We start from the raw sequence: 18,498 nt of genomic DNA on the forward strand, positions 1-18,498 counted from the left end.
GGGGTGACAAAGGTTAGGTCAATGGTGGTGAGGTATTCTTAATTTTTTTTTGTTAATGGGATGATCTGTCGTGTGTAAAACCTCCTGATTGAGATGAGTGAAAGGCAACGGAAGACCCGGAGTATGCCAACAGAGTCCCATGAGTGCAATGCCGCAGAGTATGATCTGAGCTTCTGAATACTTTTATAGCGCTCCCTGATTCACATTCATCCAGTAAGGAATAACGAAAAAAAAGAATCTTCGCCTTTCGTCGCCATGTTCATGTGGTCGTTTGCAAAAAGTTTCCTTTCCCCATTGTTGACAATTTGCAACCGGAAATAGCTTGAGTGGGTTTGGACGCTGCCCTTGCCTCTGTGTGGGATAGGAAGAGATGCTATTGGTTTATGTGAACGCGGAAAACGAATTTTCATGGAAGTCCCTGATAAGGTTTTTGTTACGGTTCGACGCCTGCCGGGTGGCCCATAAGGAGGGACGCTCTCCGCATCTGGCGGCCCATGAATGAGCCCAGCGGGTCATTCAGCTATGCCCTTTAGCTTTCCTGGCCTGGTGGCATGGCCGAGCAGTGCAACCGGCACCGGAGAAAAGGCGGGCAGTGTTTGAGCCAGGCGAGTTTGCCCGCCGCCGGTGTCGGTGAACCGCGCAGGACACCCGAAGGGCCATGCCACGGCCAAAATGGGTTTGGCCACTTTGACCGAAACCAAAGTGGCTCGTCGTCCGGGGACGAAACCCCGGAAGCCCTCAAAAAGAAAAAGACGCCCCACGCAAGCGCTCCGCTCAGGGCCTGAACCCCAGCTTCTTTTGTCCCCTCACTATACTTCTTGCGATTCTCCCACTTTGCTCGCCACATTTCAGTGTTACCGTAATTGGGTGTGGGTTTTACCAGATAGCATTCGTATGGCCCCTCCAGTATATTTAAGAAGGCAATATGCCGTTCTCGTTTGCTACCAGTGGGAGACATGAGGAGGGGTGCCGGCACTACGGAATTCAGGGAGGTACGGAATGTCTGCTCGACGAGCAATCATTGCGGGTGTAGGGGTGGGGGCGATGCTGGCAATGTGTCTGGCGCTATCAGGGGTGATCTGGGCCAAACATGCGCCACCAGAGAATACGCCCAATCAACCGATTACTGACATGCATGCGCACAACGATATTGTGAACGACACCATGTCTGCCACCTCCGACACCGGCGCGATCGGTCCGTGCGGTATCTCAAAGATGGGGGGACAGACATTCTCCGGTGCAGACCGGTTTGTCCCTGTCCTGTATGGCGTTGCCTACTGTGACCGGGAAACGGGCGTCGTGTGGGAAACCTCCCCGGCGGTGACCTTCTTTAACTGGGCCGGGGCCATCAGCCATTGCACCACCCGCGAGGTGGGAGGACGGAAAGGCTGGGCACTCCCGATGCGTGAACAACTATCGAGTCTCCTGGATATCAATTCGATTCTTTGCTTAGGTGGGGGACTCTGTTTGCCGGATGGGCATCCGTTTCAAAAGGTTCAGTCGGCCAACTATTGGTCGGCGTCCACAACCGGGGGGACTCCCACGTTCGCCTGGCTCGTGAATTATTTCCTGGGCGGGGTGTTCGTCATCAAGTTGGAGGGCAAAGGGCTCGCCTGGTGTGTGCGCGATGGTCAGACCACCGACGGACTAGGATTGGCCGCCATTGCGGAGCCCCACCAAGACCATGAAGTGCTTGAGGTCGCGTGGTGAGTAGTTTTAAGAAGAATAGGGGATAGAGCCTCCTTTCCTCCCATCTCAAAATCTTTCTAATTTTCAGCCAGGTCTGCACTTCTTCCTCTGTCATGATTTTCATGATCATCCATAAAAGACTCCTATTCTATTTTCCGACGCCTGCCTGGCCCACAGGAGGGACGCTCCTCGCATCTGGCGGACCTTGTCTGAGGCCCGCGAGGTCATTCAGCTTTGCCCTTTAGCTTTCTTGGCCTGGTGGCATGGCCGAGCAGTGGAACCGGCACCGGAGAAAAGGCGGGCAGTGTTTGAGCCAGGCGAGTTTGCCCGCCGCCGGTGTCGGTGAACCGCGCAGGACACCAGAAGGGCCATGCCACGGCCAAAATGGGTTTGGCCACTTTGACCTCCACCACAAAGGTCGCGCTCTTCGAGACGCACCAGGCGAAACCTCCTCGTCCGGGGACGAAACCCCGGAATTAACAAACTCTCTCCTCACCTTCAACCTTGTTCATCAGCCAACTACTGATCGCACTTTCAACCTCTCCTTGTGTCAGATCAAAGTGCAACAATTAACCCGAATCCACGCTCACTATAAAAGGCGGGCGTCCGGGGTGGAAGGAATGGGATTGGTGACTTCTCATAGGGTCTTGGCTATACTTTTAATCTCACGCATCCCTATTGCCGAAAGATTAGGGTAAGGAGAAGCATCATGCCCGCCATTAATTGGCGAGACTACATTGTTTCCGATCCAGCAATTCTGGGAGGAAAACCGGCTCTCAAGGGAACTCGTCTGTCTGTGGAGTTCGTACTTGATTTGCTGGCGGCTGGATGGGACCAACCTGCCCTATGTGACAATTACCCCAACCTGACTGAGGATCGAATCCGAGCTGTGCTGGCGTATGCTGCGGAAATCTTCCGGGAGGAACGGTTCTATCTGCTGCCGCCGACCGGAACGTCCGCATGAGTGACCGGTATCTTGCCGACGAAAATTTTCCTGCCTCAATAGTCAAATTGCTTCGAACGCACGGCGACGATGTCCTCTATGCAGCGGAGTCACTGATAGGGGTTTCCGATGAGGAGGTGTTGCGCCAAGCCGTCATTCAATCTCGTGTGTTGCTGACTTTCGATCGTGATTTTGGCGAATTAGTGTTTCGTTGTCGGCAACAGTCTGCTCCCGGCATTGTCTTGTTTCGTCTGGGCGGACAATCCCCTATGGAGCAGATGTCGTTTTTGCAGATCTTCTTTTCATCTCAGCCGAAGCTACGAGGGTTTTTCACGGTCGCGAGTCCGGGGCATTTTCGCCAAGTTCGTCTTGGTGAGTCCCGTGAAGATTCGGAAGAAAAAACCCCTTAAAAAGACAGGATAGGTACCAATGGCCGAAACCCCGGGACCTATCTTCTCTTTAATATTCTTCATTTATTCCTTTTCTACTTTTTCCGACGCCTGCCGGCTGGTCCACAGGAGGGCCGCTCTTCGCATCTGGCGGACCTTGTCTGAGGCCCGCGAGGTCATTCAGCTTTGCCCTTTAGCTTTCTTGGCCTGGTGGCATGGCCGAGCAGTGGAACCGGCACCGGAGAAAAGGCGGGCAGTGTTTGAGCCAGGCGAGTTTGCCCGCCGCCGGTGTCGGTGAACCGCGCAGGACACCCGAAGGGCCATGCCACGGCCAAAATGGGTTTGGCCACTTTGACCTCCACCACAAAGGTCGCGCTCTTCGAGACGCACCAGGCGAAACCTCGTCGCCCGGGGACGAAACCCCGGAAGCCCTCACCTTAGGCGTTAAAACGGCATTCCTTTTCTGCAGTCAGTCCCTGCCATTTCTCTCTTCTTAACCTCTCCCCCAAATCCAATTTTCCTCACATCATTCAGCTTCATCCCCCATTCACCGATAAAGACAATAAACACCACATTCCAATTTCTATGCTCACTTTAAAGGCCAACACCTATGGACCATGCCACCAGAACACGCCTCGAACGCAATATCTTTCCCCACGCGCATCAAGCTTGTGAGCCATGGGATACCTTTCCGTGGCACACAGGCCGGGGAGGAGCCATCGATACGCATGTCACGCATTCATCCCAAGCACTCGCGATTGATGTCTTCGGCACCATCAAAACCTCCCCTGATTGCGATGCGATTCTCGATGCCCTGGCAACAAACCTTGGGGTGCCGGCCGGCCCTCCATGGGAGATCACCTTGGAATGGCGCGCGCGCCCATCATTGCTCAATGAACCCCGTCCGACCCAAGTGGATGTCTATGCGGAAAATCCCCATTCCGTGATCATGTTTGAATGTAAATTTACGGAGCAGGATGGAGGGGCGTGCTCGCAAACGGTGCGGCGCAATGGCTCCGTCCCGTGCAACGGAAACTATGCCCAGCAAGCCAAGCGAGTCATCGACATGACCAGTCGTTGCGCCTTAAGCGAAAAAGACATTCAATATTGGGACATCATTCCGAAAGTCTTTCACCTCGATGCCCACACAGATTACCACCCCTGTCCATTCGCGGGACCGGCCTACCAATGGATGCGCACTCTCGTCGTGGCCTATAAGCTGGCGCGGCAGAAAAATAAGCAACCGGCGGTCGTCATCGTCTATGCGGACAGTGCCGACCTGCCCATGGCCCAAAAGGTCAAAGCCCCTGAATGGAGCGAATTCAACGAGACGGTCAGACAGGATCAGGTCCAGTTTCACGTGCGGTCGTATCAAGAGATTCTGACATGCGCGCAAGAGGCAACCAGAGAGAACAGCGGGGCGGATACCGTATGGATAGCGTTACAAGAATGGGTCAACAAAAAAATAGCACGTAGCCATAAACACCGGAAGAAACCACAGGGGAGGAGTCGCACAACCCGACATACGGTCTCGCAAAATAGAAGATAAGCAGACGCCTACGCTTGATTCGCCATCTGAATGCATCATTCCCACTGGGTGCAATCAAGCCTCTCTCTTCTCCTGCTCCGTTATCCCTGCAGATTGTTGGCAAACCTTTCTCTCCTCATTGTCATCCTGAGCGAGAGCGAAGGATCTGAGCCCTAACCACTTCATCCCAGTTTCACAACACGCGTTCTCATCCTACACAGCATCTTTTTTTCCGACGCCTGCCGGGCCAAACCCCCAGCTTCTTTCTTCCCTTCACTATCCTTGCTGCGATCAACCACTTTCTTGGAAATTAGATAAGGATTCTTTTCCTATTTTGTTGGACGCCTGCCGGCTGGCCCACAGGAGGGACGCTCTTCGCATCTAGCGGCCCTTGTTTGAGCCCGGCGAGTTGGGCCGCTCTTCAAAGGGTTAGCGTCCCTCCTCTTCAATGAAGCCAGACGGGGCGTCAATGGGTTTGGCCACTTTTGCCTCCACCACAAAGGTCGCGCTCTTCGAGACGCACCAGGCGAAACCTCGCCGTCCGGGGCGAAACCCCGGAATGCACTGGAAACCCCGGAATGCACTAAAAAAGAACAAAGCGCGCCAAATGATAGTGTCACCGTTCAGAATGGGATTTTCCCCTCATGACCCCCTGTCAAAGGATTCCCCTTCTTTTCCTTTGTCCGACACGGGAAGGTGAGCTAGTGTGTTAAGGCAAATCTAAAGTCTCCCCATGAACACTGACCTCATCATTCGCATCAGCGCGTTTATCGGCATCCTCGCCATCATGGCCGTATGGGAACGCATGGCTCCCCGACGTCTATGGTCTGCCGACCGGTCCACACGCTGGATCATTAATCTCGCCATGGGGGGTGTCAGTACCCTCTTCATCCGGGTGCTTCTGGCAGCAGGGGCGGTGGGTGCGGCGGTCCTGGCAGGGCAAGGGCAAGTGGGGATCTTTCATCAACTGGATTGGCCCTGGTGGGTGGAACTCAGCCTCGCCGTCATCCTGTTGGATCTGGTGGTGTATTTTCAGCATGTGCTGATGCATGCGGTCCCCATCCTCTGGCGCTTGCACATGGTGCACCATACCGATGTGGATTTCGATGTCACCACCGGCGTGCGGTTTCACCCGCTCGAAATCCTCCTCTCCATGGTCATCAAGATTGCCGCGGTGCTGTTGATCGGTGCCTCACCCGGCGCGGTGGTGGCCTTCGAAGTCCTGCTCAATGCCACTTCCATGTTCAACCATAGCAATGTGCGCATTCCCTGGACGGTGGATCGTCTGCTCAGATGGTTCCTGGTCACGCCGGACATGCACCGGATCCATCATTCGGTGATTCCCCGGGAGACCAACCGGAACTTCGGATTTAATCTGCCCTGGTGGGATCGCCTGCTCGGCACCTACCTGCCTGATCCCAGCCGTGGACAGACAGGGATGACGATCGGACTGGAAGAATACCGGGACCCGAGCAAACTCACCTGGTTGATGTTGATGGCCTTACCCTTTCTAGGAAAACCGGGACGATATCCCACCTGGATGGCAGAGGAGACAGAGGTCACCCAGCGCCAGGAATAACGGCGAGAGTCACGGCCATCCCGCCCGTCCGCCGACGAACCTGTCTTGAGCCTGACCAAGAGCCCATCCCTGACAGTCCTGTTCCCTACTTGTCGAAGGAAAATAAATTTTCTCTTCTGACCGCCTTGTAAATGTGAAGGCACCCCTTGCGATAGAAACGGTGGATCTGCACTAATGTTTGTATAAGGTTGATCCATCGCATACGCTACGGTCCGGTGGGTCTGAGCGTCACGCCTCCCTATGATCGTTGCCTCTGCAGATCTCGAGTCCCGGGAAAAAGATCAGAGTGACAACATAAGCCTAGCCAACACCAAAGCGAGCTAATACCAACACCTCACCACTGATACTGATACGCCGTCTAAATACAATGAGATCAAACCAACAAACACTAGATAACTCACCAGGAGAAATCACATGTCTCATATTGAAACCGAAAAGAGGTGCCCCGTCAGAAACGGAGGTGCGCCACGACACACAAAGCGACGATTCAACCGAACACATTCAGTCTGGCTTGTGGCCCTGGCCCTTGGCTGTCTCATGGGGACCACCGGCGGGATGGCGCCGGCTCACGCTGCCGACTCACAAACGCAAGAGGCCGAATCCTACGGAGAAAAAATGGAGTCGGGTAAAGGCTCAGGCGCAACCCTCAGGCCCACTTCCGCCGGGGCCTGGACGAATGAGGATTGGTGGCCGAATCGGTTGAACCTGGACATCCTTCATCAGAATCCGCCCATGAGCAATCCACTGGGTGAGAATTTCAATTACGCCGAGGAGTTCAAGAAACTGGATCTGGAAGCCGTGAAGAAGGACCTCGAAACGCTGATGACGACGTCGCAGGACTGGTGGCCGGCCGACTACGGCCATTATGGGGGGCTCTTCATCCGCATGGCCTGGCACAGTGCCGGGTCGTATCGCATTGCCGACGGTCGCGGGGGCGCCTCCACCGGGGCACAGCGCTTTGCGCCCCTGAACAGTTGGCCCGACAATGCGAACCTGGACAAGGCCCGCCGGCTGCTCTGGCCCATCAAACAAAAGTATGGCCGTCAAATTTCCTGGGCCGACCTGATGATCCTAGCCGGGAACACCGCCCTGGAGTCGATGGGATTTAAGACAATGGGATTTGCCGGAGGGCGCGAAGACGTCTGGGAGCCGCAAGCGGATATTTACTGGGGACCTGAACGCGAGTGGCTGGCCGACAAGCGGTACACCGGCGATCGCAACCTCCAAAATCCGCTCGCCGCCGTGCAGATGGGTTTGATCTACGTCAATCCGGAAGGGCCCAATGGCAAACCGGATCCGCTCGCCGCCGCCAAAGACATCCGGGAAACCTTCGGCCGCATGGCCATGAACGATGAAGAAACCGTGGCGCTCATCGCGGGCGGCCATACCCTGGGCAAATCCCACGGCGCCGCCGAGCCGGGCAAGTATGTGGGGCCGGAACCGGAAGCGGCCGGACTCGAAGAGCAAGGCCTCGGCTGGAACAATTCCTATCAAACAGGCAAGGGCGGCGACACGATCACCAGCGGCCTGGAAGGGGCCTGGACGTTCACCCCGGTGCAATGGTCCACCGGCTACTTCACCAACCTCTACGGCTACGACTGGGAACTGGTGAAGGGTCCTGGTGGTGCGTGGCAGTGGACGCCCAAAAATAAAGCCGGGGAGGGATCGGTGCCGGATGCGCACGATCCGTCCAAGAAGCACCCCCCGATGATGTTCACGACGGACCTGGCACTCAAGATGGACCCCATCTATGGGCCCATATCCAAACGGTTTCATGACAACCCGGAAGAGTTGGATCAAGCCTTTGCCAAGGCGTGGTACAAACTGATTCATCGCGACATGGGGCCCGTCTCGCGGTTACTCGGCCCGTGGGTGGCTGAGCCGCAGTTATGGCAGGACCCGGTTCCCGTGGTGGATCATCCCTTAATCGGGGAGCAGGACATCGCGCATCTCAAGAGCACGATTCTCGCATCAGGTCTCACCATACCGGAATTGGTCTCGACCGCCTGGGCATCGGCGGCCACGTATCGGGATTCAGACAAACGGGGAGGCGCCAACGGAGCCCGCATTCGCCTCGCCCCGCAGAAGGAGTGGAAGGTCAATCAACCGGCCCAACTCGCGAAGGTCTTGCAAACGTTTCAGACGATGCAACAAGACTTCAATCAGTCGCAAACCGGCGGCAAAAAAGTCTCGCTGGCTGATCTGATTGTGCTGGGCGGGTCTGCCGCGGTTGAGGAAGCGGCGAAAAAGGCCGGGTATATTATTCAGGTGCCTTTCTCGCCCGGGCGCACCGACGCATCGCAGGAGATGACTGATGTGAAGGCCTTTGCCCCGCTGGAACCGACCGCCGATGGATTCCGCAACTACTACGGACAGGAACAGGATCGCCGGCCGGAGGAGCTGTTGGTGGATCGTGCGCACCTCTTAACGCTCACCGCTCCCGAGATGACGGTGCTCGTCGGCGGCATGCGGGCCTTGAATGCCAACGTCGGCCATTCCCTCCATGGGATCTTCACGAAACAGCCTGAAACCTTGACCAATGACTTCTTCGTGAACCTGCTGGACATGAACACGACATGGCAAAAGTCTTCCGAAGGAGAGCACATGTACGAAGGCCGGGACCGCAAAACGAGTGAGGTCAAATGGACGGGCACGGCCGTCGATCTCGTGATCGGTTCGAATGCGCAACTGCGGGCCATTGCGGAAGTGTACGCCAGTGCCGACTCGAAACAGAAGTTTATCCATGACTTCGTCGCGGCCTGGACCAAGGTCATGAATCTCGATCGATTCGACCTTCCTCCGGCCCAGCGAACCGGAACAAAAACCATGGCATCCCGCTAACGCCAATGCTCGGCTGCTCGACGCCCCAAGTCGAAACGTGACGCATTTGACAGTGGTAAGTAAATTGGCATTTTTTTGTCATCCTGAGCCTTAGGCGAAGGATCTGGCTTGGCCATGGCACGGTAAGGCTGGCATTCCCCTCGCTTTGTCATCCCAATCACCTTCAGATCGGCCAACCGGGTCGGCGTGCCAATCCGCGGCCCATTGATCCGACGCCTGCCGGCTGGCCCCAAGGGAGGGACGCTCTTCGCATTTAGCGGACCTTGTCTGAGCCTTGCGAGTTGGTCCGCTCTTCAAAAGTTAGCGGCCCTCCGCTCTAATGAACCAGACGGGGCGTCAATGGTTTTGGGTCCTTTTGCCGAAACAAAAGGACCTCGGCTGCCGGGCCGAATCCCGACATCTATCAGCCAGCAACGAGAAGGCGTGATGAGGAAGAGGTTTTAAAACGATTGATAATTCTGGAGTGGAAAATCAGCCCGGCGGATGGCCGGATCGCTATCCCCCCAAAACGCGTTCTGACTACTGAAGGTGTCCCTATCTGAGATAGATCATGCCCGTCCCGGTTTTTCGCGAATGGCTGCCTTGGACATGCCCTTCAGTGCTCCCTTCAGATTTTTAAGCGGCACTTCCGGCACGAGGCTAATGACTCCACCCTTTTCTACAAACTGCAAACGTTGTTGAGGGGTCAGGTGAAGTTTCTCGCGCACGTCCTTCGGAATCACAATTTGAAATCTCGGTGAAATCGTGATCGTAGCCATATCAAGTCTCCTTACCAATTCATGATCTGCCATGCTATCGACATTCGGTTGGCTAGTCGAGCGCGGGGTCTTTCGCAAAGACTTGTCTGCGTCTCATAGTGAAAAAATTTCATCCAGATAACGAGAGTTAACTCAATGCCATTTGAATGTATCTTTTATGAAACCGCAACACTGCCAATCGGTTGAATGAGACGGTAAATGCGTGGGTCAGGCGAAAGAGGCCTAAGGGACTGACTTCAGGATACACTGCCGGCGGGTTGGGCGTTTTTGATGAGGACGGTGGGTTGCGGATTGTTTGGGGGGACAGGTAAGTGTTCGGTTTGTAAGAGGGTGATATGCTCATCCATTCCCCAACGAGCGTGATACAGGCAATCTTCAATGGAATGCCCTGTGCCCGAAAATCCTTCGAGATCCGGAGAATAAAATCCGAAAAATGTGGGATCGTCGGTTGCTTCAATGATAAGAGAATAGGGTAAATCAATCATAGCCTGTTCCTTTATTGCTTGATCCGGGCAGCCTTCAAAATGGCATGACATGTTCCCGATGGGACCTCTTTTTTACCATGATAATCGACCCGAATGAGTTTGTCATGACCACGTTTCTGATAATATCGAATGGAGCCTTTCTCTTTTAACAAGGAGAATCCCTGTTTTTCTAATAATCGGACAAGTTCTGCAAATGTCATTGTGGCATCCTCACTGATCCTATCAAGAGAACTATACACCTTCAAGGCTGTACCTTAAAGCGTTCAACGCGTAGTCATAAACAATATTCTGATTCCTAAGGTGGAAAATGAATTTTGGTGTAGGCAGTCAGCGAACAGCAGAACAAATAAGAAGAGGTTCTTCCATTATAACCTTCAAGTCGGCCAAGCGCGGCGGTGTGCCAATCAGCGGCCCATTGATTCGACGCCTTCCGTCTGGCCCAAGGGAGGGACGCTCTTAGCATCTAGCGGACCTTGTTTGAGCTTTGCGAGTTGGTCCGCTCTTCAAAAAGTTAGCGGCCCTCCGCTCTAATGAACCAGACGGGGCGTCAATGGTTTTGGCTACTTTTGCCGAAACAAAAGTGGCTCGGCTGCCGGGCCGAAACCCGGCATCTAAGCAACACACTTTGATTCTTTCCCAATTCATAATCAAAAAACTTATTTCTCACATGCACTCCGCCGTGCTGCCTCAAACAACGCATTACACTCCTGCTCCAGAATCCCCCCAATCACTCTCGTATTCCGAAACGGAGTCCTTCGCGCCACCTCCTCGGCCCGAATATCGATTTGCCGCCACCCGTGGTGTTGGAGAAACGGAATCGACGTGCCAAAGTAGACGGTGGCAATGCCGGCCCACTCGATCGCACTTTGACACATCGGACAGGGTTCAGCGGTCGTATATAAATCGAGTGTGGTCCAATCGACCGGTGCATGGGCGGTCGCACAACGATTGATGACATCGATTTCGCCGTGAACGAGAGGATTGCGGGAAGAGCGATTGTACCCTTTCGCGAGGACCTCTCCGGTTGTCCGGCGAACGATCACGGCTCCGAAGGGATAATGAGGTACCTTCTTCGCCATGAAAATGGCCAGGCGCATGAAATCAGCGGGGGACATGGGCTGTTGGGTGTTCCGCATGCTTTAAGGAAAAACCACTGCTTCCTACTTTTTCCCAGAAAATCATCTTTGCCGTTGTGCACTAAGGGGCAGGTATTTATTCAGGGAAAACTTTATCTCTTTTCTTATATTTTTGGGAATGTCCTTAGCAGACCTTTTGGCGATGTAGAAAAGGCATCAGAAACCACTCCTAATATTTCTCCATTTCTAATTCATCGTATTCCATTAATTGCTCTGAAATGAAATTATTAAACCAATGTTCCTGTTGCGATGTGGAGAGATTACAAAAATCAGATTGGAGAATGAAATCTTTATAGAGTTCCTTTCCATCTTCATAGTATCCAGCATTAAGAAAAAATTGAAGTTTGTTTGAAGCGGGTTTTGGTGCACACCAATATAAAGAAGCATCCTTCTTTGAAATTCCCACGGAAGCATACTGACCAGGGGAACCAGGTACTTCAAACCAATAATCCCAATATTCTTTATATTCTTTAGTTCCTGAATAGTCTGGCTTTCCTGGAGTAAATTTTTGGATGACCATTGGAAGTAAAACTTGAGTGATTTCAAGAATTTTGGTGATGGAATTATTTTCAGGGTAGGAAGAAACCAAGATATCGCTTGGCAAATTTCGGCGTGTTTTAATCGACTTTATGGAAAGATTTTTCTTTCTTCGGAGGTTCCGACAGATTTCAAAGAGCACATGTTCCCATCCCCTGTAGCCGGCCTGGAATGCACTGGGAGGAAGAGGATCGCCATTTTTTATCCTTGTACATAATTGTAAAATAAGGCTTTCTATTTCCTTGAGCGTTGTTTCTGTCGATACCCTTTCCACCGCTGCAATCAGTTGCTCGTTGGACAATTTTCGTTTTCTCATTAGCTTCTTCACAAAGATTGGGGATTATGAAAGCAGTGGGTGCTGGTTTTTGGAAGTCTTCACATTGATTTTGGCGGTCTACTTTCCAAACGCCTGTAGCTGATGATTAATGATGCAGAGGCCTTTTGAACGAAGCAAGGCTTCCCATGCTTGTTTATAGCCGATATCTGAAGCCGACAGTAGCCCTTCAGCTTCTTCTTGTAAAGTAAGTTGTTGGAATGTCGCATAGTAGGGGTAGGTTTTAGTCACAAAAGTGTCTTTGCGGTGGAGAATTGGGGGATTGTCCCCCTTGGAATAGTCACGAATATTAAAACTTGTTTTGGGTAAGTAGACTTGCACACTACGGAGAAGAGCTGGATGGGGATCTTCATCAAAATTGGGATAGTCCAGGAATGAAATTGTTCGCCCATCCACGGCAATCTTTGCGATGTTGTAAGGCACTTCTCCGACAATCTGCTTGGCCGCAAAAATCACTATTCGAAGAAGGGCAGGTAGTTCGTCTTCCGCAGATTGATGGACATAGATATGACTAGGTAAGTGCTTTCCGATTTTTGAGGACTTACAGGCTTTCTGGATAACTTCGGGATTACCCAGTGCGAAAAGGTAACGTTCGCTTTCTGTTAATGCTGTCCGGTAGGTCTTCCATATTTCTTTAATGTCGGCTTGGACTGATATGGGCAATTTGAGCAAAGGCGGTGGTTTAAGGCCCTGCAGCCTCATCATGGAAAAGTACGTTAGGATGTCTTCTCGTCGTTGGCCTTGTGAGCCGGAGAAAGCGTCGTAATCAATATGCCGAAGAGCAAGGCGGGCAACTCGTTGCGGAGACCCGAAAGTTTCCAAAAGCTGATCGAGTTTGGGAAACTCTTCCGGCAAAGGTAGCCGACCAAGGCGACACGATAGAGAAACATACCGACGGGCTAGTTTGCTCTTGGCGAATTCCTCAACCAAGTCGGTTCGATACTCAAGGCGTTGCGTGAACGCACGTGCGGCAAGAAATGGGGCCTCAGCTTCCTGATTCTTAAAGACGTATGCAATGCCTATAGCTGCGGTATATGGTCGACATCCCAATACACTCTCAAGAAATTTCAAAAATTCATCTTGCGTGTAAATCTTCTGAAATGTTCCTCTTTTAGTGACCACGCCATCCCCGAATACTGAAGCATCTTCAAGAGCACGTTCCACCCGTACAGCGACAATCAGAACTCGTTTCGCTAACGAGTAAGCCTGCTGCAAGGTTTCTGCCCGTTCTTTTAAATCTTCAATGACGTTGAGTACGTAACCGAGATTGATAACATCTGCTGATACGAGCGCAGCCTCTGGTTGGTGGAACGGATCCCAGCCAGAAGAGCTAATCTTACGTTTTCGAAGATACCGGACATCGGCACCGTGTCCGCAGCCATAATCGAATGTGCTGGTGGCCGTGGTGATGATTCCATCAGACAAGGCGAGAGCGATGGGCCGTGAACACGCGACTCTCCGCAGGGCCGTCCGACCTCTGCGGAGTTTGTTATCCGGTATACAATGTAAAACAGAATTTTGCATTTCTTAACAGTAGGCCGGTTTCTGCCGACGAGACTCGGTATGTCAGTGCGAAAAAATCGCCAGGCTTAATATGCTAATACCAATGCGATGTTCACTCGACGATTTGTTGTTTTCTTGGTCTTCCCAAGAAAAGAGTCATTTTACGGATCAACTAGGGCGATTGAGTAACCTCACCATTTCGCTCAAAAGTCCGAATCCATGAATGGTACTTGTGTCTGCGCATCGTCCGGTTCCGCCTGCCTCGCCGATTTCATGCGCCTTCGAATATCATCAAGGCCATGTTCCTGTCAGCCGATTACTCTCCCTTGGCGGAATACCTCAGTTGCCGCCTCGCGACGATAGCGAGTCGGGAAAAAATGAATTAACCATGCCTGCAAGACCTCCCACATGTCTGCCGGTGGATAAGGCAAAGTCCCCTGATGTGCAATACCTTCTATTAGGGCCGACGCGGCAACCGCAGTCACACCGTCTTGAGCAGCTACATCGATCTCTTGGACGAACGGCATTTGCCTTAACGTCGCAGTCACATGCTCATAGAATCGAGCCTGTGGAAGCCCCGGAGCAATGTCGAGCGCGGCGAGGTCCACTAACGCTGCCTTAAAAGCGGATTCAACCATTCGGCGCTGCGTGGCCTCTCCCTCCTTGTATACGCTCCACAATCGCTCAGGCGTCCTACAGGTCGGAAGCCATGTTGGCTCAACTCCGTGGGTTTCGGTTTCCAAGACATCCGACGCTGCAATAGGTGCGGATTTCGCCTTCTCGACCTGTGCCAGAATAACGTCCCGGTATGTGGCGTCTACGCGAATAGCGGAGCGCAACAAATCGGCCTCGAACACCTTCAATTCACTCAGCAGATCCTTCGAAGCGTGCAGGAGTTCAATGTTCGCAGGCGCTTTCCAACCAAGGGCTCTTCCCGTCAGGTTTGCAGAACCAAAGAACACGACATCATCGAAACGATAGAGCTTTGCATGGAGCAAAGGGTGAACATGGAGAGCTGCTTTCGATCGCGCAGACACGACGTCGAAGATTTCCAAGTCACAAACACCGACGGCAATCTCGGTCGGTATCCACCGGGCGATCACATTCACAGAAATCTCTGCGCGCACGTTCTTGAGGATTGTGGTCAATGCACCGACCTTCATAAACGGGGCGATCAGTGTGACATCACGGCGCGCAGCGGCCGCAGCTGTGACAAGGTTCTCGCCGAGTGCACGCATTAGCCCTCTATCTCATCTGTCAGGAAGTCCCGTGCCATCCGGCCCCAGTCCATTCGCATTCGCCGGAGCCTTTCCCGATTCGGCATATCCTCGATTTCTTGCCGTGCCCATGCAGCAAATAGCATCTTGACGGTGTCGGACGCATTCATAATTCGACCCACAAGATCGCGATCTGTCGCATTTGCTGTATCCGCGTCAAGAGTTCTGAGGAGATATTCATAGGCCGGGTGAGAGCTATTGAAAACTATCTCGGTTATTCCGCCGGGTTTCGGTTCTACCGAAAAGAAGGCATCCATCTCGCTCGATGCCTCGATAAAGATGACCTTCCGATCTCGCCGTTTAACGGCGTCGGCGATATGCTTCGCGGCCGGTTCTGAGTAGTTCTTCCCTGTCACTAAATCGTCGACAAGGGCATCTTTAGCGTCTTCATCGAAAACCTCCATGTCGCTGGCTGTTTCGTGGCCCGTGGTCGCGCGTTCCTTGAACTTCGTTGAGGCGCGGTCCTCGACTGAGGTTGCACCATGCCGTTTGCCACCTGACCGCCTTCCCTTCGCTTGGTCCTCCAAGGCCTGACGGATTTTTGGCAGGATCGTTCGGATGTAATTGACGATATCAATTAGATCAGCTCGCGGATCTCCTTCCTCCGTGATCCGGCGCTTGTAATCCAAAAACTCTTCTCCCGGTTCCGCCTCGGTCTTCCAATCGAAATTCACCATATGGGAAAATACTGTTGCCGCTTGCTTGTTGTTGGTGACGCCGAAAATCTCATCAAGCGCCGGGTCAAAATCGATTTCGATACCCCACCACCGTTCACGGGGGTCGTAACTGATGGCCCATGATGGGTCTAAGTCGAGTTCACGATCAGCGCGAACGATCGAAACGCCAATGTTTCTTGCCGCGTGCTTTCCGTAATCCTTGGCACCGCGATCAGTCCCGTCGTCCGGCAACGTTTCCAATCGCGCCCAAGATGCCCGTACGGTAACTTTGTGATTCGCCCCATGAAAATTGATTCCGAATACTTGGTCTTCCTCCCCCCATTGCTGGAACATCGGTTTGCTATTGAACGGTGCTGGCGTTGAGGATGGAACCATCAGATAGAGCGGATCGTTGACCCGAACGTACTGATCCATTAGTACGTTGTTCGCGCCTTCCAAGGCATGCAAATGGATACGCAGATCGCCTTTATTGATGAACTTACGGTACATCCGCCCGACTAGTGCTTCGGTATTCTCTAGCGTTGCCTTGGCGCCCTTCCACGTCAGTCGCTCATCTTCAAACTTACTCCATACGACCAAGGCGCCCGTCGTTCCGAAGCTTTTCCCACGAGAGCGCCATTCTGCAGTGACGGCCTCTGGCTGAGGCATTGGGACGAGCTTGAGTTTTCCATTCTGGATCTCCTCAACATCGAGATAGCTGTGGATCGCATTGTCAGGACCGCTCTGCCACGTCCAAACGTCGACCCTCTTTCCTTGAGATATCGAGGCGTTGGGAAGGCCCATCCCAAACCGGCCAATTCCAGATCGATCATTGAGATGAGTTCCATTACCGAACTGAAGCGCTAGCCTCAGTACGGCTACCTGCATCCCGATTCCGTTATCAAGCACGGCGATCTTGTTGATACGTCTTCTGTGCCTCTGGTTAACTAATATTATCTCCTCAATACAGAAGACTTCGACCACGTTTGCCTTTGCTTGCACCGAATTATCGATCAGCTCCGCCAAGGCATACGCTGTGTTACGATAGCCGCTATCGCGCATAGCGCGAATGGCGAGTTCCGTTGGGATAATGTCGTTTTCCACGCGGAGATCAGGTTCGTCGTTCGTCATAGTTCCAAACGTCCTCCCAATTTGTGAATGCGTCGGCGATATCGCCGAAGCCCGGTAGCTGAGGATCCACGACGGTCACGATCTCTGCCGTCGCGTTGCCGCCCGCGCGTTTACCGCGAATTGCACGCCCCACCATTTGGCTGTAGAGCACCAACGATCGCGTTGGACGAGCAATAACAGCGGCGCTCGTCCTAGGCGCGTCAAAACCTGTTGTCAGAACTCCAAAGTTGCACATTACGATCGGTTCAGGGGCATTGCTCTTGAATTTCGTAAGTACTCGTTCTCGCGTTGTCCTGTCTGTGTATCCCGTTACGACGAAGGCTTGTGTCCCACGTAATCCCAAGATCGACGCGATTAAGTGAGCGTGACCGACGGTCGCCGCAAAGACAATGATCCTCTGGTGCTGTTGACGTATATCCTCGACCGTTGTAATGATACGGATGTTCCGTCGATCATCCGCGGCAAGGCGTTCGAGTACCAAAGGTGGAATATCATGCTCTTCTGACAGGTCCTTCAGATCACTGTCCGATAGAGTGAAGCCTGCTTCCACGTTTAATGTACGGAACGTAGGCCGCGCGAGGTAACCCTCATCTATCAGGTAATGCACGGGGTTCATGTACCCGTCGACATGCAGCGTAACCTTTCGATTCCCAAAGAACTCGGCGAGTGCTGCGTCGGCTGCGATGTCCGCCCATGTTCGCCCTGGTGTCGCGGTGAGTCCGAGCAGTGCGTTTCCTGGCTTCTTCTCGTATAAATAACTGATCAGTGCCTTGTAAGTCGGTGCAATCGCTTGGTGGGCCTCATCTACCACTGTCAACACAGCTCGGTCCCCGAGACGCATGATCATGTTCGCGTCGCGCTTCGAGAGGGCATGAAGTTTTCCAAATCCAGCCACAAGAAACCCCGTTCTTGCCTCGGCAATTTCGAGATCATACGGACCCCAGAAACGATATACCGAAGACGGAAGTGAGCCGAGAGATGACCATGCCACTTCAAATTCATCTGCAGCTTGCTCCAGGAGTTCGCCGCTTTGTGCCAGCCAAATGACCAATCGGGTAGGGTTCCGGTTGATGGTATCTGCCACGATGTGCATCGCCGTTCGCGTTTTTCCTGCACCTGTTGGCATATGGATCACAGTTTTATGGGGGTGCTCCCGTAGTGCAGCAAGAGTTTGATCAGCAACCCGCCGTTGATGTGGGAAAAGGCCATATGTTGGAACGATTTCCTTCTCGGGCACATCGGCGGCACCAGGTGCCCGATCCAGAAAAACAACCCCGAAAAAACTTAGAAGTGCAGATTCTGTGCGTCGATCATTCGTCTCAGCGATCAATCGATCATAAAGTGACTTCCCGCGTTTGTCGACACCGAGCTTTTCTGCAAGCTCTTGCGCCTTTTCCAACGGCAATAGACTGATGATTTGGTCACGTAGCTCCTTGCGTCGCAATATTTCAATCGGCTCAGCGGATTGGTTTGCAAGCTCGACCAGATTGTCGCGCGTGACTAGCTCGGGGGCTAATGCTGACAGCACATTGACCGTGGCAAATCCCACGAAGTCCTGCAGCGCCGACTCCGGAGCGGCACTCAAGACCAATCGGATCGAGATTCCTGGTGCCTCAACCATGCCCCTCCTCTCCTCGGCGACTTGTTCCAGTCCAAACACGGCTCTCAGTCCTTTGGATAGTGAAACATGAAGCTGAGGTACGCGTTAGTAA

The 18,498-nt window shown here is 53.0% G+C and carries 18 protein-coding genes; 6 read left to right on the forward strand and 12 right to left on the reverse strand.

Features of this window, described 5'->3' with window-relative positions:
- Positions 1 to 512 precede the first annotated feature (512 nt).
- On the reverse strand, positions 513 to 761 hold the full coding sequence (locus LX98_RS08160; protein ID WP_496428432.1) for a hypothetical protein: 249 nt from the start codon (positions 759 to 761) through the stop codon (positions 513 to 515).
- A gap of 238 nt (positions 762 to 999) precedes the next feature.
- On the opposite strand from LX98_RS08160, the gene LX98_RS08165 reads away from it, so the two are divergent.
- Positions 1,000 to 1,710: an Lcl domain-containing protein gene (locus tag LX98_RS08165; protein ID WP_496428433.1), complete on the forward strand. Its 711-nt coding sequence runs from the start codon at positions 1,000 to 1,002 to the stop codon at positions 1,708 to 1,710.
- Positions 1,711 to 1,913: 203 nt separating this feature from the next.
- On the opposite strand, the gene LX98_RS08170 is transcribed toward LX98_RS08165, so the two are convergent.
- Positions 1,914 to 2,087 carry a hypothetical protein gene (locus LX98_RS08170; protein ID WP_496428434.1) on the reverse strand — a complete coding sequence of 58 codons (174 nt, stop codon included), beginning with the start codon at positions 2,085 to 2,087 and terminating at the stop codon, positions 1,914 to 1,916.
- 311 nt (positions 2,088 to 2,398) lie between these two features.
- Between LX98_RS08170 and LX98_RS08175 the strand changes: the two genes are divergently transcribed.
- Together LX98_RS08175 and LX98_RS08180 are read left to right on the forward strand one after the other, a co-directional pair.
- A complete protein-coding gene (locus LX98_RS08175; protein ID WP_496428435.1) occupies positions 2,399 to 2,653 on the forward strand; it encodes a DUF433 domain-containing protein in 255 nt (84 codons plus the stop codon).
- Positions 2,650 to 3,042 (forward strand): DUF5615 family PIN-like protein, encoded by a 393-nt coding sequence (locus LX98_RS08180; RefSeq protein ID WP_496428436.1) that lies wholly within the window; start codon positions 2,650 to 2,652, stop codon positions 3,040 to 3,042. The genes LX98_RS08175 and LX98_RS08180 overlap by 4 nt, the downstream gene beginning before the upstream one ends.
- Positions 3,043 to 3,197: 155 nt before the next feature.
- Here LX98_RS08180 and LX98_RS08185 read toward each other — a convergent pair whose 3' ends face one another.
- A complete protein-coding gene (locus LX98_RS08185) occupies positions 3,198 to 3,371 on the reverse strand; it encodes a hypothetical protein (RefSeq protein ID WP_496428437.1) in 174 nt (57 codons plus the stop codon).
- Between the two features lie 260 nt (positions 3,372 to 3,631).
- Between LX98_RS08185 and LX98_RS08190 the strand changes: the two genes are divergently transcribed.
- The 3 genes from LX98_RS08190 (at position 3,632) to katG (ending at position 8,969) form a co-directional block, all read left to right on the forward strand.
- The gene (locus LX98_RS08190; protein WP_496428438.1) at positions 3,632 to 4,570 is read left to right on the forward strand and encodes a PGN_0703 family putative restriction endonuclease; all 939 of its coding nucleotides are present in this window, start codon (positions 3,632 to 3,634) and stop codon (positions 4,568 to 4,570) included.
- Positions 4,571 to 5,282: 712 nt separating this feature from the next.
- Complete coding sequence (locus LX98_RS08195) at positions 5,283 to 6,128, forward strand: sterol desaturase family protein (protein WP_496428439.1); 846 nt, start codon at positions 5,283 to 5,285, stop codon at positions 6,126 to 6,128.
- Positions 6,129 to 6,743: 615 nt separating this feature from the next.
- On the forward strand, positions 6,744 to 8,969 hold the full coding sequence (katG, locus tag LX98_RS08200; protein WP_496430581.1) for a catalase/peroxidase HPI: 2,226 nt from the start codon (positions 6,744 to 6,746) through the stop codon (positions 8,967 to 8,969).
- Between the two features lie 548 nt (positions 8,970 to 9,517).
- Here the strand turns inward: katG and LX98_RS08205 are convergent.
- The 9 genes from LX98_RS08205 to LX98_RS08245 form a co-directional block, all read right to left on the reverse strand.
- On the reverse strand, positions 9,518 to 9,727 hold the full coding sequence (locus tag LX98_RS08205; protein WP_496428440.1) for an AbrB/MazE/SpoVT family DNA-binding domain-containing protein: 210 nt from the start codon (positions 9,725 to 9,727) through the stop codon (positions 9,518 to 9,520).
- 236 nt (positions 9,728 to 9,963) lie between these two features.
- On the reverse strand, positions 9,964 to 10,212 hold the full coding sequence (locus tag LX98_RS08210) for a type II toxin-antitoxin system HicB family antitoxin (protein ID WP_442433398.1): 249 nt from the start codon (positions 10,210 to 10,212) through the stop codon (positions 9,964 to 9,966).
- Between the two features lie 11 nt (positions 10,213 to 10,223).
- Positions 10,224 to 10,412, reverse strand: coding sequence for a type II toxin-antitoxin system HicA family toxin (locus LX98_RS08215; RefSeq protein ID WP_447965593.1), 189 nt, complete (start codon positions 10,410 to 10,412; stop codon positions 10,224 to 10,226).
- 456 nt (positions 10,413 to 10,868) lie between these two features.
- A complete protein-coding gene (locus tag LX98_RS08220; protein ID WP_496428441.1) occupies positions 10,869 to 11,348 on the reverse strand; it encodes a deaminase in 480 nt (159 codons plus the stop codon).
- Positions 11,349 to 11,517: 169 nt separating this feature from the next.
- Complete coding sequence (locus LX98_RS08225; RefSeq protein ID WP_496428442.1) at positions 11,518 to 12,201, reverse strand: hypothetical protein; 684 nt, start codon at positions 12,199 to 12,201, stop codon at positions 11,518 to 11,520.
- Between the two features lie 78 nt (positions 12,202 to 12,279).
- Entirely contained in the window at positions 12,280 to 13,743 is a 1,464-nt protein-coding gene (locus LX98_RS08230) for a DNA phosphorothioation-associated putative methyltransferase (RefSeq protein ID WP_496428443.1), read from the reverse strand.
- 287 nt (positions 13,744 to 14,030) lie between these two features.
- Positions 14,031 to 14,960, reverse strand: coding sequence for a phospholipase D family protein (locus LX98_RS08235; protein WP_496428444.1), 930 nt, complete (start codon positions 14,958 to 14,960; stop codon positions 14,031 to 14,033).
- Positions 14,960 to 16,786 carry an ATP-binding protein gene (locus LX98_RS08240; RefSeq protein WP_496428445.1) on the reverse strand — a complete coding sequence of 609 codons (1,827 nt, stop codon included), beginning with the start codon at positions 16,784 to 16,786 and terminating at the stop codon, positions 14,960 to 14,962. Before LX98_RS08240 ends, LX98_RS08235 begins: the two co-directional genes overlap by 1 nt.
- On the reverse strand, positions 16,767 to 18,407 hold the full coding sequence (locus LX98_RS08245) for a DEAD/DEAH box helicase family protein (RefSeq protein ID WP_496428446.1): 1,641 nt from the start codon (positions 18,405 to 18,407) through the stop codon (positions 16,767 to 16,769). The genes LX98_RS08240 and LX98_RS08245 overlap by 20 nt, the downstream gene beginning before the upstream one ends.
- Positions 18,408 to 18,498 lie beyond the last annotated feature (91 nt).

The sequence above is a fragment of the Nitrospira marina genome, assembly GCF_059568365.1.

Bases quoted from the DNA above. Each gene is read 5' to 3' on its own strand.
- LX98_RS08165 (WP_496428433.1), top strand. From the start codon at position 1,000: ATGTCTGCTCGACGAGCAATCATTGCGGGTGTAGGGGTGGGGGCGATG.
- LX98_RS08175 (WP_496428435.1), top strand. From the start codon at position 2,399: ATGCCCGCCATTAATTGGCGAGACTACATTGTTTCCGATCCAGCAATT.
- LX98_RS08180 (WP_496428436.1), top strand. From the start codon at position 2,650: ATGAGTGACCGGTATCTTGCCGACGAAAATTTTCCTGCCTCAATAGTC.
- LX98_RS08190 (WP_496428438.1), top strand. From the start codon at position 3,632: ATGGACCATGCCACCAGAACACGCCTCGAACGCAATATCTTTCCCCAC.
- LX98_RS08195 (WP_496428439.1), top strand. From the start codon at position 5,283: ATGAACACTGACCTCATCATTCGCATCAGCGCGTTTATCGGCATCCTC.
- katG (WP_496430581.1), top strand. From the start codon at position 6,744: ATGGAGTCGGGTAAAGGCTCAGGCGCAACCCTCAGGCCCACTTCCGCC.
- LX98_RS08205 (WP_496428440.1), bottom strand. From the start codon at position 9,727: ATGGCTACGATCACGATTTCACCGAGATTTCAAATTGTGATTCCGAAG.
- LX98_RS08210 (WP_442433398.1), bottom strand. From the start codon at position 10,212: ATGATTGATTTACCCTATTCTCTTATCATTGAAGCAACCGACGATCCC.
- LX98_RS08215 (WP_447965593.1), bottom strand. From the start codon at position 10,412: ATGACATTTGCAGAACTTGTCCGATTATTAGAAAAACAGGGATTCTCC.
- LX98_RS08220 (WP_496428441.1), bottom strand. From the start codon at position 11,348: ATGCGGAACACCCAACAGCCCATGTCCCCCGCTGATTTCATGCGCCTG.
- LX98_RS08225 (WP_496428442.1), bottom strand. From the start codon at position 12,201: ATGAGAAAACGAAAATTGTCCAACGAGCAACTGATTGCAGCGGTGGAA.
- LX98_RS08230 (WP_496428443.1), bottom strand. From the start codon at position 13,743: ATGCAAAATTCTGTTTTACATTGTATACCGGATAACAAACTCCGCAGA.
- LX98_RS08235 (WP_496428444.1), bottom strand. From the start codon at position 14,960: ATGCGTGCACTCGGCGAGAACCTTGTCACAGCTGCGGCCGCTGCGCGC.
- LX98_RS08240 (WP_496428445.1), bottom strand. From the start codon at position 16,786: ATGACGAACGACGAACCTGATCTCCGCGTGGAAAACGACATTATCCCA.
- LX98_RS08245 (WP_496428446.1), bottom strand. From the start codon at position 18,407: ATGGTTGAGGCACCAGGAATCTCGATCCGATTGGTCTTGAGTGCCGCT.